Origin of the sequence: Tessaracoccus sp. ZS01 (assembly GCF_022342445.1) — a bacterium.
Classification (GTDB): Bacteria; Actinomycetota; Actinomycetes; order Propionibacteriales; family Propionibacteriaceae; genus Arachnia.
Genome location: NZ_PQFE01000016.1, coordinates 1 through 14,483 on the forward strand (window position 1 = coordinate 1; position 14,483 = coordinate 14,483).

General features: G+C 68.6%; 14 protein-coding genes, 1 tRNA gene and 1 pseudogene. 6 read left to right on the plus strand and 10 right to left on the minus strand.

The window, feature by feature from the left end; genetic code table 11:
• Positions 1-554, plus strand: a pseudogene (locus tag C3E87_RS11980) (hypothetical protein); the annotation flags it as partial.
• On the opposite strand, the gene C3E87_RS11985 reads toward C3E87_RS11980, so the two are convergent.
• Entirely contained in the window at positions 547-1,245 is a 699-nt protein-coding gene (locus C3E87_RS11985; protein WP_076063208.1) for an SOS response-associated peptidase, read from the minus strand. The pseudogene C3E87_RS11980 and the gene C3E87_RS11985 overlap by 8 nt on opposite strands.
• Before the next feature lie 26 nt (positions 1,246-1,271).
• On the opposite strand from C3E87_RS11985, the gene C3E87_RS11990 reads away from it, so the two are divergent.
• From C3E87_RS11990 to C3E87_RS12005, 4 genes are read left to right on the plus strand one after another with little or no spacing between them, the layout of a single operon-like run.
• Positions 1,272-1,832: a DoxX family protein gene (locus C3E87_RS11990; RefSeq protein WP_076063210.1), complete on the plus strand. Its 561-nt coding sequence runs from the start codon at positions 1,272-1,274 to the stop codon at positions 1,830-1,832.
• Complete coding sequence (gene aroA, locus C3E87_RS11995; protein ID WP_076063213.1) at positions 1,829-3,085, plus strand: 3-phosphoshikimate 1-carboxyvinyltransferase; 1,257 nt, start codon at positions 1,829-1,831, stop codon at positions 3,083-3,085. The genes C3E87_RS11990 and aroA overlap by 4 nt, the downstream gene beginning before the upstream one ends.
• Positions 3,082-4,065 carry a ribosome small subunit-dependent GTPase A gene (rsgA, locus tag C3E87_RS12000; RefSeq protein ID WP_076063215.1) on the plus strand — a complete coding sequence of 328 codons (984 nt, stop codon included), beginning with the start codon at positions 3,082-3,084 and terminating at the stop codon, positions 4,063-4,065. The genes aroA and rsgA overlap by 4 nt, the downstream gene beginning before the upstream one ends.
• A gap of 22 nt (positions 4,066-4,087) precedes the next feature.
• Positions 4,088-4,876 (plus strand): inositol monophosphatase family protein, encoded by a 789-nt coding sequence (locus tag C3E87_RS12005; protein ID WP_076063217.1) that lies wholly within the window; start codon positions 4,088-4,090, stop codon positions 4,874-4,876.
• Here the strand turns inward: C3E87_RS12005 and serA are convergent, their stop codons facing one another.
• The 8 genes from serA to C3E87_RS12045 form a co-directional block, all read right to left on the minus strand.
• Positions 4,877-6,067 (minus strand): phosphoglycerate dehydrogenase, encoded by a 1,191-nt coding sequence (gene serA / locus C3E87_RS12010; RefSeq protein ID WP_076063219.1) that lies wholly within the window; start codon positions 6,065-6,067, stop codon positions 4,877-4,879.
• 90 nt (positions 6,068-6,157) lie between these two features.
• The gene (locus tag C3E87_RS12015; RefSeq protein WP_143571030.1) at positions 6,158-6,931 is read right to left on the minus strand and encodes an ABC transporter ATP-binding protein; all 774 of its coding nucleotides are present in this window, start codon (positions 6,929-6,931) and stop codon (positions 6,158-6,160) included.
• Entirely contained in the window at positions 6,928-7,755 is an 828-nt protein-coding gene (locus tag C3E87_RS12020; protein ID WP_076063222.1) for an ABC transporter ATP-binding protein, read from the minus strand. The genes C3E87_RS12015 and C3E87_RS12020 overlap by 4 nt, the downstream gene beginning before the upstream one ends.
• Positions 7,752-8,561, minus strand: coding sequence for an ABC transporter permease (locus C3E87_RS12025; protein WP_076063224.1), 810 nt, complete (start codon positions 8,559-8,561; stop codon positions 7,752-7,754). The genes C3E87_RS12020 and C3E87_RS12025 overlap by 4 nt, the downstream gene beginning before the upstream one ends.
• On the minus strand, positions 8,558-9,517 hold the full coding sequence (locus C3E87_RS12030) for an ABC transporter permease (RefSeq protein WP_076063226.1): 960 nt from the start codon (positions 9,515-9,517) through the stop codon (positions 8,558-8,560). Before C3E87_RS12030 ends, C3E87_RS12025 begins: the two co-directional genes overlap by 4 nt.
• A 6-nt stretch (positions 9,518-9,523) precedes the next feature.
• The gene (locus C3E87_RS12035; protein WP_076063228.1) at positions 9,524-11,029 is read right to left on the minus strand and encodes an ABC transporter substrate-binding protein; all 1,506 of its coding nucleotides are present in this window, start codon (positions 11,027-11,029) and stop codon (positions 9,524-9,526) included.
• A gap of 66 nt (positions 11,030-11,095) precedes the next feature.
• Positions 11,096-12,094 (minus strand): LacI family DNA-binding transcriptional regulator, encoded by a 999-nt coding sequence (locus C3E87_RS12040; RefSeq protein ID WP_076063230.1) that lies wholly within the window; start codon positions 12,092-12,094, stop codon positions 11,096-11,098.
• 177 nt (positions 12,095-12,271) lie between these two features.
• A tRNA-Met gene (locus C3E87_RS12045) sits at positions 12,272-12,345 on the minus strand.
• Positions 12,346-12,505: 160 nt separating this feature from the next.
• Between C3E87_RS12045 and C3E87_RS12050 the strand changes: the two genes are divergently transcribed.
• Complete coding sequence (locus C3E87_RS12050; RefSeq protein ID WP_076063232.1) at positions 12,506-13,390, plus strand: alpha/beta hydrolase; 885 nt, start codon at positions 12,506-12,508, stop codon at positions 13,388-13,390.
• Between the two features lie 89 nt (positions 13,391-13,479).
• Here C3E87_RS12050 and C3E87_RS12055 read toward each other — a convergent pair whose 3' ends face one another.
• Positions 13,480-14,481, minus strand: coding sequence for an aldo/keto reductase family protein (locus C3E87_RS12055; RefSeq protein WP_076063234.1), 1,002 nt, complete (start codon positions 14,479-14,481; stop codon positions 13,480-13,482).
• Between the last annotated feature and the right edge of the window lie 2 nt (positions 14,482-14,483).

The following is a 14,483-nucleotide window of genomic DNA, read 5'->3' on the forward strand; positions in this document are numbered from 1 at the left end:
CCGTGACCCCGACCCCCAGCTCGTCGCCAACGCCTCCGGCGGAGCCCAGCCCAGCGCCCTCCGTCGTGCAGAGCCCCCCGTCGACCGCTCCGAAGCCCCCCGCGACCACCCCGCCGGCGAAGAAGCCGTTCCTGCGCACCGCCCCCTACACCCAGGCGGGCACGCACCTCTTCAACGGCCGCCGGTGGTTCACCTCGTGTGAGCCCTATTCCGCGACCGAGCGCTGCCGCACCGACATCTGGGCCACCGTGGTGGTCATCGAGGACGGGGAGTTCGTCAGGAGGGACGGCTGGGCGTTCAACAACCTGACGTACCTGCCGCTCATGACGCGCGCGGCCTGGGGAGCCAACCCGCTGGCCCACTACGACATGGAGGGTTTCGCCTCCGGCGGCCGACAGTGGCGCACCGAGTGCGACACCGCCCGCACGGGCCGCGGCGCCTGCCGTTCGTACACGCTGACGACGGTGTACGCAGCCACTCCCGGAGCAACCGGCGGTTACGCGTTCACGCAGAGCAGCCAGTGGGTGTTCAACAACATCGTCATGTTCAGCTGACCGGCTCGATCAGTTCGGGACCCTCGGTCCCCACCTTGTTCACCGCCCGCGACACCTTCCGGTGCCCCATGTCCAGCGGTGCGGTCAGCATCGCGACGGCGGCCTGCGCATCTGTGAAACCGGGGTCGAGCCAGTCGTCCCAGCTGTCGCGCGGCACCACCATGGGCATCCGGTCGTGCACCCACCCCAACTCGTCCGTCGCCTCGGTGGTGATGATGGTGGTCGTCGAGAGCCAGCCGTCCGGCCCCTTCCAGAACTCGTAGAGGCCGGCCATCACCATCAGCCCGGACGGCGGGCTGAGGAAGTACGGCTGCTTGACGGGCTTCTTCTCCCCCGCCACGTCCTCGGAGCGCCATTCGTAGTAGCCCAGGGCCGGGAGGAGGCAGCGGCGAGCGGCGGCGGCCTTCCGGAACGACGGCTTCTCGGCGACCGTCTCCACCCTGGCGTTGATCAGCCTCGCGCCGCCGTCGGGCGACTTCGACCAACTCGGCACCAGTCCCCACTTCAGCGGCACCAGCTTCCTGGTGACCCCGTCGTCCTCCGCCCTGTCGACGACGGCGGGCACCACGTCGGTGGGTGCGATGTTGAAACGGGGCGTGGCCACCTCGGCCATCTCCTCGTCGATGAAGGAGATCTCGAACTCCTCCACCAGCTCACTGGGATGAGCCGTCGCTGCATACCGTCCACACATGACAGCAAGGCTAGTAGGGTTGCTCCATGAGTCTCTTGCGATTCGTAGCCCGAAGCCTGTTCGCCAGCTACTTCATCTCAGAAGGTGTCAAGGCGGTCACCAAGCCTGCCGACACCGCGCCAGATGCCGAAGCGTTCACCCACACCTTCACCCCGCTCGTGCAGCGCATCGTGCCGGCCGACCTTGCGTCCTACGTGCCCGAGAAGGCCGAGACGTGGGTGCGCATCTCCGGCGTGGTCCAGATCGTGGGCGGCGCCATGTTCGCCACCGGTATCGGCCGTCGTCTCGGCGCAGCCATGCTCGCCAAGGCCAGCGTCCTGAACCTCGCCATCTCCATGCCCGGCAAGCAGGCCACCCAGGAGGCCAAGGAGCATGCGCGCCCGGAGATGCTGCGCAACGCGGCCCTCCTCGGAGCCGCGGTGCTCGCCACGCAGGACCTGCAGGGCAGGCCCAGCCTCGGCTGGCGTTCCGCGCACGCCGCCAAGGTCACGGAGAAGAAGGTCTCCGCCCTGAGCAACGACGTGAGCCGGAAGGCCCGGAAGCAGGCGAAGAGGATTGGTAAGAAGCTCGAGGCTGTCACTCCTTGACCAGCCATTCGCTTCCCTCCGCCTCCTCCCCCGTCATCGGGGAACTGATCGTTCCCGGTTCCAAGTCGGAAACCAACCGCGCCCTGGTTCTTGCTGCCCTCGCAGACGGGCCCAGCACGCTTCGCGGCGTGCTCGACTCGCGTGACTCGCAGCTGATGATCGACGCGCTGCGCGCGCTCGGCGTTTCCCTCGAGGCCCGGGGCGACGCGCTGCGCGTCACCCCACCGGTCCGTTTCCGCGGTGCAGCCGACATCGACTGCGGCCTGGCAGGAACCGTCATGCGCTTCGTGCCGCCCATCGCGTTGTTGGCGGACGGGCCCAGCTCCTTCGTGGGAGACCCGCACGCCTCGGAGCGCCCCATGGGGCCCCTACTTGACGGTCTGCGCCAGCTCGGCGCCATCATCTCGGCGGATGCCATCCCGTTCCGGATGGTGCCGCCCGCGTCGCTGGGGTCAGAGGCGGTGATCGACTCCTCCGGGTCCAGCCAGTTCGTCTCCGGCCTGATGTTGATCGGCGCGCTGCTGCCGCAGGGGCTGACCATCCGCCACACCGGGAGCACGCTGCCGTCACGTCCGCACATCGCCATGACCGCGCAGATGCTGCGCGACCGGGGTGTCGCCGTCAGCGAGCCTGACGAGCGCACCTGGGTGGTGGCACCGGGCAGCATCCAGGCCCGCGACACCACCATCGAGCCGGATCTCACCAACGCCTCGGTGTTCCTCGCGGCGGCCGCGGCCACCGGCGGGCAGGTGACCGTGCCCGGCTGGCCGCAGCAGTCGCTGCAACCGGGTGCCCTGTTCCTGGAGGTCGCCGAACGCATGGGCGCCACCGTCGAGCGTCACGGGGACAAGGTCACCGTGACCGGCCCCTCGCAGCTGCAGGGGATCGACGTTGACCTCACCACCGCGTCGGAGCTGACACCGTCCATCGCCGCGCTGGGGGCCCTGGCAGAGGGCACCACCCGCGTACGCGGCGTGGCGCACATCCGGGGCCACGAGACGGACCGCCTCGCTGCGCTGGTTTCGGAACTCCGCAAGCTCGGCATCCGGGCCGAGGAGACCGACGACGGCCTCACCATAGAGGGCGGCACCGGGCTCAACCGGGCCGAGATCGAGACCTACGCCGACCACCGGATGGTCCACTTCGCCGCCCTGGTCGCGCTGAAGCAGCCCGGCATCACCGTGACGGACCTGCAGTGTGTCTCCAAGACGATGCCGGCCTTCCCGCAGGACTGGGCGAGGCTGGTCGGTTGAGCAGCCGCTGGGACAAACACGACCGCGACGTCGAGGACTTCGACAGGCCTCGTCGCCGCACCCGTCCCCGCACCAAGGAGCACCCGGACTACTCGGCGCTCCCCGTCGCCCGGGTGATCTCCGTGGACCGCGGGCGCTACCGCTGCCTGCTGGAGGGCCGTCCCGTCACCGCGGTGCGTGGCCGCCTCATCAACCGCAAGGGCGGCATCATCGTCGGCGACAACGTCCGCCTCGACGGCGATGTCACCGGCGACGAGGGCAGCCTCAGCCGCATCGTCGAGGTGATCGAGCGCTCCACGGTGTTGCGCCGCAGCGCCGACGACGCGGATTCCTTCGAGCGGCCCATCGTCGCCAACGCCGATCAACTGTTCATCGTGACCGCGCTGGCTGATCCGCCTCCGCGGACGGGCATGATCGACCGCATCCTGGTGGCGGCCTTCGACGCCAAGATCAGGCCGGTCCTGTGCCTGACGAAATCAGATCTCGCCTCGCCGGACGAACTGAAGCGTGCCTACGAGCCGCTCGGCGTGCCCATCGTCGTCACGGAGCCGGACGCGGACCTGACGCAGATCCGGGAGGCCATCCAGGGCAGGGTGACTGTGTTCGTGGGCCACTCGGGCGTGGGGAAGTCGACGCTGGTGAACCGGCTCATTCCTGACGCGAACCGCGCCACGGCAGAGGTCAGCGAACTCACAGGCAAGGGCCGCCACACCTCCACCTCCGCGGTGGCGATGGAGGTCCCCGGCGGCGGCTGGATCATCGACACCCCCGGCGTGCGCTCGTTCGGCATCATGCACGTCTCCCCGGAGTCGCTGGTGGGCGCCTTCACGGACCTCAGGGAGTTCGCCGAGGACTGTGCGCGGGGCTGCAAGCACGAGACAGGGGCCGTGGACTGCGCGTTCGACGATGCCGTGGCCGACGGTCGGCTCTCCCAGGAGCGGCTCGCGTCCTTCCGCCGGATGGAAGCGGCGTTCATCTAGCGGTTGCCGCTACGGTGGTGCCATGGCACAGACTAAGGACCTCACGGACGACGTGCGCCTCGCGCATCTCATGGCCGACGACGCCGACTCGCTCTCGATGAGCAGGTTCAAGGCGCTGGACCTCCAGGTCCGGTCCAAGCCGGACGCGACCCCGGTCACAGAGGCGGACACCGCCGTCGAGGAATCCATCCGCCGCACCCTGGCACGCACCCGGCCCCGCGACGCGGTGCACGGCGAAGAGTTCGCCGACAGCGGCGACTCGCCGCGGCGCTGGATCATCGACCCCATCGACGGCACCAAGAACTACCTGCGCGGCGTACCGGTCTGGGCCACGCTCATCGCGCTCGAGGTCGAGGGTCACATCGTCGCCTCCGTCGTGTCGGCGCCCGCCCTGGGGCGGCGCTGGTGGGCGACGCTGGGTGGGGGCGCCTACACCGGCCGCTCCATCCTCAACGCCACCGAACTGCGGGTGAGCAAGGTGGAGGACATCGCGGACTCGTCGTTGTCCTACTCGGACATCGCGGAGTGGGTCGATTCAGGCAAGGGCCAGGGATTCATCGACCTCATGCGCGAGTCATGGCGCACCCGCGCCTACGGCGACTTCTGGAGCTACATGCTGGTGGCCGAGGGGTGCGTCGACGTGGCGGCGGAGCCGGATCTGGAACTGTACGACATGGCGGCGCTCGACATCATCGTGCGCGAGGCCGGCGGCCGCTTCACGAACCTGAGTGGCGAGGACGGCGTGAAGGGCCCTGGTGCACTCGCCACCAACGGGCTCCTCCACGACGCCGTCCTCAGCTACCTCAGCTGATCAGAGCACGCGGACGCGCAGCGTCTCGTCGAGCGCCTCGAGTTCGGAGAGCAGCCCGTTGACATCCGCCGCGGCGATGTCGGTGATGGCGTAGCCCAGCGCACCCTTCGTCGACAACGTCTGCGACAGGATGTTGATGTCGTGCTTGGCCAGCAGGGAGTTCAGGCGGGCCATCACGCCGGGCACGTTGTGGTGCAGGTGCACGATGCGACGCTCGCGCACCGGACCTGCCGCGACCTCCGGCAGGTTGACGCTCATCGACGTGGAGCCGGCGTTCTGGTAGTCGTTGATCTTGCCGGCCACGTAACGGCCGATGTCCTCCTGCGCCTCCTGCGTGGAGCCACCGACGTGCGGGGTCAAGATCACGTTGCTGAGGCCCTGCAGCTTCGAGACGAAAGGCTCGTCCTTGCTCTTGGGTTCCGTCGGGTAGACATCGACGGCAGCGCCGGCCAGATGCCCGGAGACCAGCGAGTCGTGGAGCGCGTCGAGGTCGACGACGTGACCGCGGCACAGGTTCAGGAACAGCGAGCGGGGGCGCATCTTGGCGAACTCCTGCGCGCCGAACAGGTCCTTGTTCTCCGAACGGCCGTCCACGTGCACCGAGATCGTCTCGGCCTGGGCCAGCAGGGCGTCGAGGCTCTCGACGCGCCGGGCGTTGCCCAGCGCGAGCCTGTCGGCGACATCGTAGAAGAGGACCCGCATGCCCAGCGCCTCCGCGACGATCGACAGCTGCGAGCCGATGTTGCCGTAGCCCACGATGCCCAGAGTGCGGCCACGCACCTCGTGCGAACCGATGGCGGACTTGTCCCAGACACCGTTGTGCATGTCGCGGTTGCGGTCCGTCAGCCTCCGCGCCATCGCGATGATCTCGCTGATGGCGAGTTCGACGACCGAGCGGGTGTTGGAGTAGGGCGCGTTGAACACGGCGACACCGAGCTCCGTGGCGGCCTCGAGGTCGATCTGGTTGGTGCCGATGCAGAAGGCGCCGATCGACTTCAGCTGGGGCGCCGCGTCGAGCACCTTCCGGGTGACATGGGTGCGCGATCGGATGCCGAGGTAGTCAACGCCGTCGAGCGCCGCGACAAGGTCGCGCTCTGCGAGGGCGCCGGGGCGGAGCTCCACCTCAAAGCCCTTGGCTTCGAGGGACTTCACGGCGTCTTCATGGATGTTCTCAAGGAGGAGTGCCTTCACGATGGGACACTTTACGCGCCCGCACCCGTGGAGGTCGCGCCCGTCCAATCAGCCATGAGCGAATCGCCCCGTCCTGAGCGGCGGAAACCCTTACAACGTCAGGGTGGCGTCCACCAGCGCCCGGGTGTACGGCTGCTGCGGGTGGTCCAGCACGTCGGCGACAGCGCCCTCCTCGACGATGTGGCCGCGCTCCACCACCAGAACCCGGTCACACATGTGGCGCACGATCGCCAGGTCGTGCGAGACCAGCACCAACGCCAGCGAGCGTTCCCGCACTTCGTCGGTGAGCAGGTTGAGCACCTGGGCCCGCACCGAGACGTCCAGCGCCGACACCGGCTCATCCGCCACGAGGAACGCGGGATCAGAGATCAGCGCGCGGGCGATCGCCACCCGCTGGCGCTGACCGCCGGAGAGCTGGTGCGGGAACCGGTCCAACGTGTCCGCGCTCAACCCGACGCCCTCCAGCGCCCGGGCCACCACCTCGACGGAGGGTTCAGGCACATCGCCCCTCCCCCGCAGCACCGGTGAACGCAACGGTTCGGCGACGATGTCGCGCAGCTTCATCCGCGGGTTGAGCGAGGAGTTCGGATCCTGGAACACCATGGAGGCGGAGGCCCGCAGCCAGCCGCGTTTCCGTTCCGGGAGGCCGACGATGGAGCGGCCGTCGAACAGCACGTCCCCCTCCGACGGCGGCACCAGGCCGAGCATCAGCCTGGCCATGGTCGTCTTGCCGGAACCGGACCCGCCGACGATCCCGACGCGCTCGCCCGGCGCCACCACGACGTCCGACGGGTGCAGCGCGACGAACGGCCGCCGGGCCCTGCGGTAGGTCACGGCTGCGCCACGGAGTTCGACGATGTTCATGCCTCCTCCACCCGGTAGAAATCCGCCACTGAGGGGAGCCGCTCGCCGGGCGGCACCGCGTCGATGCGCGCAGAGGCGATGAGGCCCTGGGTGTAGGGATGCTGCGGCTGGGCGATCACGGAGTTGATGGGCCCCTCCTCGACAATGCGTCCGTCCAGCATGACGATCACGCGGGCGGCGATCTGCCGCACGACGGCGAGGTCATGGGAGACGAAGAGCGCGGAGCGGCCCTCGAGTTGCTCGGCGAGCAGGGCGAGGATCTGGCGCTGGACGAGCACGTCGAGGGCGGTTGTGGGCTCGTCGCAGAGCACCAGACCGGGCCGGTTGGCCAGCGCCATGGCGATCAGCGCCCGCTGGCGCTGGCCACCGCTGAGCTCGTGCGGGAACGAGTCGGCGATGCGTTCGGGATCCGTGATGCCCACCCGACCGAGCCAGGCGAGGACTTCGGGGCGGATCCGGCCACGGCGGTCGCCGTGGTGCAGTGCGACGACCTCACCGATCTGGCGGCCCACCCGCATCGTCGGGTCCAGCGCGGTCATGGGTTCCTGGAAGATCATCGCGATGTCGTCGCCGCGCAACGCCCGGTATTCCCGTTCGGGCAGGCCCACCAGTTCACGGTCGTCCAGCCGGATGGAGCCGGTGACCTGGGCATGGTCCGGCAGCAGGCCCATGATGGCCAGTGCGGTGACGGACTTGCCGGACCCGGACTGGCCGATGATGCCGAGGCTTTCGGCGGCGTCGACGGTGAACGACACGCCGTCGACCGCCTTCCGCTGGTGTCGCCCGAACGTGACCGTCAGGTCCGTGACCTCGAGGTAACTCACCGGATCTCCGTCAGCCGCGGGTCGAGGAGGTCGCGGAGACCGTCTCCCAGCAGGTTGAAGCCCAGCGTTGCGACCGCGATCGCCAGGCCGGGCCACAGCGCCTGGATGGGCTCGCTGAAGATGTAGTCCTGGGCCTCCCGCAGCATGCGGCCCCACGTGGGCTCGGAGGCCCGTGAACCGAGCCCCAGGTAGGAGAGGCCGGCCTCCGCGAGGATCGCCACGCCGAAGCTCACTGACGCCTGCACCCCGAGCACCGGTGCGATGTTCGGCAGCACGTGGCGCACGGCCACGGCCGTGCCTGGGGTGCCGCTGAGGCGGGCGGCCTCGACGTAGCCCTGCGACATCACCTGCAACGTCGCCGCCCGTGCGATGCGCACGAAGGCGGGGATGGTGGCGATGGAGATCGCGAGCATCGCCGTCCAGGTCGATCCGCCCAGGGCGGCCGCGAACAGGATGGCCAGCAGCAGCGCCGGAAAGCCGTAGAGGATGTCTGCCAGGCGGGCGGGGATCTCCCCCATCCAGCCGCGCTTCATGCCGGCGAAGATCCCGGCCGGCACTCCCACGACAGCCGCCCCGGCCACCGACACGATGCCCACCAGGAGCACGATCTTGGCGCCGTTGATGATGCGCGAGAAGATGTCGGCGCCGAACCCGTCCGTGCCCAGCAGGTGCGGCCAGCCGGGGTCGGCCAGGCGCTTGCCCACCATCGCCGTGGGGTTGTACGGCGTCCAGAAGACGCCGACCACGGCGAGGACCACCACCGCGCCGATGAGGATGAGACCCGTGTAGAGGGTGGCGCGCTTCATGCTGCGTCCGCCGCGCGTCGGAGCCGGGGATCGATGAGCTGATAGGCGACGTCCACCACGAAGTTGATCACCAGCACGCTCCACACCAACAGCAACACGATGGCCTGGACGACGGCGAGGTCTCGCTGCGATACAGCCAGCAGCAGCGCGGAGCCCAGGCCGGGCAGCGCGAAGACCTGCTCGATGATGATGGCGCCCACCAGCAGGGTCGCCAACTGGAGGCCGATGACGGTCAGCAGCGAGATGGCGATGTTGCGCAGCCCGTGCCTGAACAGTGCCCCTGCCCTGGACCAGCCGACGGCGCGCGCAGTGCGGAAGTAGTCCTCCTGCATGACCTCGATCACCGACGAGCGCACGTAGCGCGAGATGACGCTGCCCTGCACGAGTGCAAGCGAGACGACGGGCAGGACGAGCCGCGTGAGCCACTCGCCGATGGAGTCCCAGTACGACACGTAACCGCCGGCGGGTAGCCAGCGCAGCTGGATCGCGAAGATGATCACCAGCCAGATGCCCGCCCAGAAGGCGGGCACGGCCAGCCCCACCTGCGACAGGGCGGAAACGGCCGCTCCGTCGGCGTGCCGCCGTCGGACCGCCGCGTACGCCCCCACCGGAACCGCCACCAGCACGGCGACGAGCATGCCCAGGATGGCCAGCGACAGCGTCACCTCCAGGCGCGCGGCGATCAGGGGTGCCACCGCGCGGCCACTGATGTAGGAGGCGCCGAAGTCGAACCGGAGCACGCCCCAGAGCCACTCGACGTACCGCAGACCGAACGGCCGGTTGAGGCCGAGCCGTTCCCGCAGCGCCTCCGCTTCACCCGGCGCCGCGTTGGAGCCGAGGATGATCTGGGCCATGTCACCCGGGAGGGCGTTGGCCACCACGAAGATCAGGAACGAGGCCAGCAGCAGGCTGGCGAACAGCCACGCCGCCCGCACCAGCACCCGTCGCAGGGCCACGCCCGATCAGCCCCTGGCGAGCATCGTCAGGTCGAACGACAGAGAGATCTGGTTGACCTGGACGCCCGAGATGTCGGGTGTGGTGATGATGATGCTGGGCAGCAGGAACAGCCAGTCGGCGGCCGCGTCGTCGGACAGGAGACGGGCGGCTTCCTTCAGCTTCTCGGTCTGCTCCTCCGGGGTGAGTGAGGCGTCGGCCTCCTTCAACAGCTCGTTGTACTCGGGGTTGTTGTAGGCCCAGTAGTTGCCCTCGAACGAGAACGCCGTCATGTCGCGCGGTTCCACGTGGGCCACGATCGTCATGTCGTAGTCGTGGTTGCCGTAGACCTGCTCGAGCCAGCGGCCCCATTCGAGTTCCTCCACCACGACGTCGATGCCCACGGCCTTGAGCTGTTCGGCGATGAACCGGGCCGAAGGCGGCGCGTAGGGCAGCACCGGGACGCGCAGGCGCAGCGTGAGTCCGGTCTCGTGTCCCGCTTCCTTGAGCAGTTCGCGCGCCTTGGCCGGGTCGAACGGGTAGGCCTGCGAGAGATCCTCGTACCAGGGGTCTGTGGGCGGCACGTGCGAGCCGATCAGCGGGCCCATGCCCGCCCAGACGGCTTCGACGAGGGCTTCGCGGTCGATGGCGTGGTTGATGGCCTGGCGGACCTTGAGGTCCTTCAGCGGTTCGGATCCGTGGTTGAAGCCGAGCACCACCTCGCCCGTGGTGGTGCCCTCATGGATGGTGTAGCGCGACTCGTCGCGGAACTGCTCGATCGACTGGGGCACGGTCAGGTTCGAGATGATGTCGAGCTGTCCCGAGAGCATCGCCGCGTTCATGGCGTTGGGGTCCGAGTAGTAGCGGAAGTACACGTCGGAGAAGCGGCCGGGGGTGCCCCAGTAGTTCGTGTTGGGCTTGAGCTGGATGTAGGAGCCCTCTTCCCACGCGCCGAAGACATAGGAGCCGGAGCCCACGGGCACGGTGTTGATGGTGCCGAAGCCTGCGGGATCGGCCACGATCCCCATCGGGCCGCTCAGGTCGTACAGCCAGGCATGCGACGGCTGCTTCAGCGTGATCTCGACGGTGGACTCGTCGATGGCCTCGATGGTGTCGACAGGTCCCCACTTGTCCCGGATCTGCGCCGTGGCGGTGTCGCCGCGGTTGCGCTCGAAGTTGGCCACGACCGCCTCCGCGTCCAGCGCAGCACCGGAGGCGAACTGGGCGCCGGACTCCAGCGTGAAGGTGTACACGAGCGAGTCTTCGGAGATCCGCCACTCGTTGGCCAGCAGCGGCTTGATGTTGCCGTCCGAGTCCACCTTCACCAGCGTCTCGTAGACGTTGTACAGCAGCACGAACGGCGTGCCGGCACCGGCCACGGTGATCGGGTCGAGGCCGTCCGGCCGGGTGGTGACGCCGATGTTGAGCGTCGACTCGGCTGTCTCGGGGGCAGGGTCTGGGCGGGCGCAGGCGCTCAGCACCACCGACGCCACGAGGGCCAGGATGACGGCCACCGACAGTCTGCTACGGCGCATGAGGGGTTCCCTTCGAGGGTCTGTCTAAAGCGTCATCAGTGTAACCAGTAGGTTTTCGGTGCGTGCTCACCCGATCGCTCCAGAGCCGTCGCGGGCGATCAGGACCGGGGGGATGGTGACGCCCGTGAGGTCCACCCCGGGGTCTGCGATCTGCGCCAGCACCATGTCCAGCACCGTCGCCGCCACCTCTTCCACGGGTTGCACCATGCTGGAGATGCCGAGTTCACGCGCCACCGGGGTGTTGTCGAAACCGATGATCCACCGGCCGGATTCCCCGCGTCGGCGCAGCACGGTGAACGCGCCCAGCGAGAGGGTGTCCGAGGCACAGACCACCGCGGTCGCCCCCCTGGCCAGCAGTTCCTTCATGCCGGCTGCACCGTCGTCGACGGTGTCCTCCACCTCGACGGCCAGTTCGTGCTCCGCTTCGGGCGTGAGCCCAAGGGCCTCAGCCCAGCCGGCACGCCGGTCCTTGCCCACCGGGGAGCCGTCGGACCAGCCCAGGTAACCGATGCGCTCGTGCCCCTGGCTGCGCAGGTGGGCGGCCGCCTCGGCTGCGCCGGCGCGGCCGTCGACATCTGCCCAACGGCCGTGATCGGGCGCGCCCCAGGGCCTGCCGAAGGCCGCGAAAGGCACGCCGGCCTCCATCAGTTGTTCCGGACGACGGTCGTCGAGCCAGGTGTCGGTGAGGATGCAGGCGTCGATGGCCAGCGTGCGGCGCAGCTCGACGAGCTTGTCCACCTCCTCGTCGTTGGTGCGGGCCGGGAACAGCACGACCCGGTAGCCGCTCTGATCGGCCCGTTCGACGAGTGAGTGGGTGAAGGCGTCCATGATGGATCCGCTGATGCCGTTGCGCGGGTTGCTCAACCTGAGGCCCAGCGACATGGCCCGCTGGTTGCGCAGCGCGCGGGCCGCGGCCGACGGACGGTACCCGGAGCGTTCGATCGCCTCCTGGACCCTTGCCCGCGTCTCCGGGCGCACCCTGTCTGGGAAGTTGAGAACGTTGGAAACCGTCTGCCGTGACAGGTTCAGCTCGGCGGCCAGGCTCGCAAGCGTCGGCTTGTTCATCTAACCCCCTGGATCGTTCAAGTTGCAGCAATCGTGCTCTGCAAAGACGCGCGGGTCAAGCGACGCGGCCAAGGCTTCAGCGTCCGACTGGTTGAGTAGGGATCCCACATCGTCGGCGGTGCGGTTCGGACATGAAAAGACTCCCGGCCAGATACCTGGCCGGGAGTCTTCCGGTAGTAGCGGGGACAGGATTTGAACCTGTGACCTCTGGGTTATGAGCCCAGCGAGCTACCGAGCTGCTCCACCCCGCGTCGCTTCGATAACTATACGGAAGCCCTTCCCAGAACACAAATCGAGGTCGGTGTTCGAGTTGGGGCATGGGTTCTGGGGTGGTTCGTGTCACCCCTGACACCGGCAACGCCGCCTGGGCGAGATGTGCTGGGCGGGCGCTGTGCGGGTATGAATGGACTCATGAAATGGTTGCGGAACGCGGGCTGGGTGGCAGCGGGCATCGGCCTGGCTGGGACCGCTCTCGGAGTTTTCGGTGCACGGTCCCTGAACGGGCCGAGGCGCGAGTGGCCGCCCTACGGCTTCACACCGTTCGAGGTGGGGCTGCAAGCCGACAACGTCACCTTCACCGCCGACGACGGGGTGCGGATCGCCGGCTGGTGGTTCGACGTGCCGGGGTCGCGCAGCGTCGTCGTCATCGCCCACGGGCACCGGGGCAACAAGTCAGACCTGCTCGGCATCGGGCCGGGCCTGGTGCGCCGGGGCCACAGCGTGCTGCTCTTCGATTTCCGGGGCTCCAGCGACTCCGGCGACGGCGCTCTTTCGCTGGCGTTCCACGAGCAACGCGACCTGCTCGCGGCCCTGGACCATGCAGCGGCACGCCGTCCGGACGCCCGGCTGGCCGTCGTGGGCTTCTCCGGGGGTGCAGCCACCGCCATCCTCGCGGCCGCCAAGGATTCCCGCGTCGGGGCTCTGGTGCTGGACTCCCCCTTCGCCACGCTGACGGACGTGGTGGCCCAGGCCTTCCGGGGCCACAGGCTCCCTGCCGCGCCGTTCGTGCCGCTGGTGGCTCTCGCCAACCGGGTGCTGCACGGCTACAGGTTGCACGACGTGCGCCCCATCGACGCCATCGCCGAGCTTCCGCCCCGGCCGATCCTGCTGCTGCACGGCACCCGGGACGAGGTCATCCCGTACCGGCACGCGCTGGACCTGAGGGACGCGGCAGGGCGCGACGCCGTCGAACTGGTGACCTTTGAAGGTGCGTACCACTGCGGCGGCTACTTCTCCGACAGGCCCGGCTACATCGCGCTGGTCGACGACTTCTTGCAGCGTTGGCTCAACAGCTGAGCCGCTGATCACACCACGCCGTGAAGCCATCCCGCCGAAGGAATTCGGCGGGACGGCTCCAGGAACTGCAGGGGCACCGGCCCCCGGGGTCAGGGGCGCTGCGGAAGCGGCTGGGTCTTCGCCGGATCCCGCTGGACGAAGCCACCGAGGACTGCGTCGATCCGGGACATGACGTCAGCGGGTAGTTCGACGCCGCTGGCCTTGACGTTCTCGGCCACCTGCTCCGGGCGCGAGGCACCGATGATCGCCGCCGCCACGTTCTCGTTCTGCAGCACCCATGCCACGGCGAGCTGGGCCATGGTCAGGTCCACCTCTTCGGCGATGGGGCGGAGGTCCTGGACCGCGGCGAGCAGGTCGTCCTGCATCCACCGGCTGATCATCTGTTGGCCGCCCTTGGCGTCGGTGGCACGCGAACCCTCCGGCGCACCCTGGCCGGGCAGGTACTTGCCGGTCAGGACGCCCTGGGCGACCGGGGACCACACGATCTGTGACAGACCCGCCTCCTGCGAGGCCGGGATCACCTCGTCTTCGATGACCCGCCACAGCATGCTGTACTGCGGCTGGTTCGACACGAGCGGAATGCGCAACTCCCTGGCGTACCTGGCAGCCTCCAGTATCTGCTCACCGCGCCATTCGGACACGCCGATGTAGAGCGCTTTGCCCTGGCGCACGATGTCGCCGAAAGCAACCATCGTCTCCTCGAGCGGTGTCTCCACATCGAAGCGGTGCGCCTGGTAGACGTCCACGTAGTCCATCTGGAGCCGCTTCAACGAGCCGTCGATGCCTTCCATGATGTGCTTGCGGGAGAGGCCTGCGTCGTTGGCGCCCTTGGGCCCGATCGGCCAGTAGACCTTCGTCAGGATCTCCAGAGACTCGCGGCGCTCACCCTTCAACGCCTCGCCCAGCACCTGCTCCGCGACGGTGTTCGCGTAGGTGTCCGCGGTGTCGAACGTGGTGATGCCGTTGTCCAGGGCGGCGCGCACGCACGCGCTCGCCGCGTCGTTCTCCACCTGCGAGCCGTGGGTGAGCCAGTTGCCGTAGATGATCTCCGTGACCTTGAGACCCGAATTGCCGAGATAGCGGTATTTCATGG

Coding starts and splice junctions, on each gene's coding strand:
- C3E87_RS12005 (WP_076063217.1), top strand. CDS start 4,088: ATGGCACAGACTAAGGACCTCACGGACGACGTGCGCCTCGCGCATCTC.
- C3E87_RS12025 (WP_076063224.1), bottom strand. CDS start 8,561: ATGAAGCGCGCCACCCTCTACACGGGTCTCATCCTCATCGGCGCGGTG.
- C3E87_RS12055 (WP_076063234.1), bottom strand. CDS start 14,481: ATGAAATACCGCTATCTCGGCAATTCGGGTCTCAAGGTCACGGAGATC.
- C3E87_RS12035 (WP_076063228.1), bottom strand. CDS start 11,029: ATGCGCCGTAGCAGACTGTCGGTGGCCGTCATCCTGGCCCTCGTGGCG.
- C3E87_RS12015 (WP_143571030.1), bottom strand. CDS start 6,931: ATGAACATCGTCGAACTCCGTGGCGCAGCCGTGACCTACCGCAGGGCC.
- C3E87_RS12050 (WP_076063232.1), top strand. CDS start 12,506: ATGAAATGGTTGCGGAACGCGGGCTGGGTGGCAGCGGGCATCGGCCTG.
- C3E87_RS12040 (WP_076063230.1), bottom strand. CDS start 12,094: ATGAACAAGCCGACGCTTGCGAGCCTGGCCGCCGAGCTGAACCTGTCA.
- C3E87_RS11990 (WP_076063210.1), top strand. CDS start 1,272: ATGAGTCTCTTGCGATTCGTAGCCCGAAGCCTGTTCGCCAGCTACTTC.
- C3E87_RS11985 (WP_076063208.1), bottom strand. CDS start 1,245: ATGTGTGGACGGTATGCAGCGACGGCTCATCCCAGTGAGCTGGTGGAG.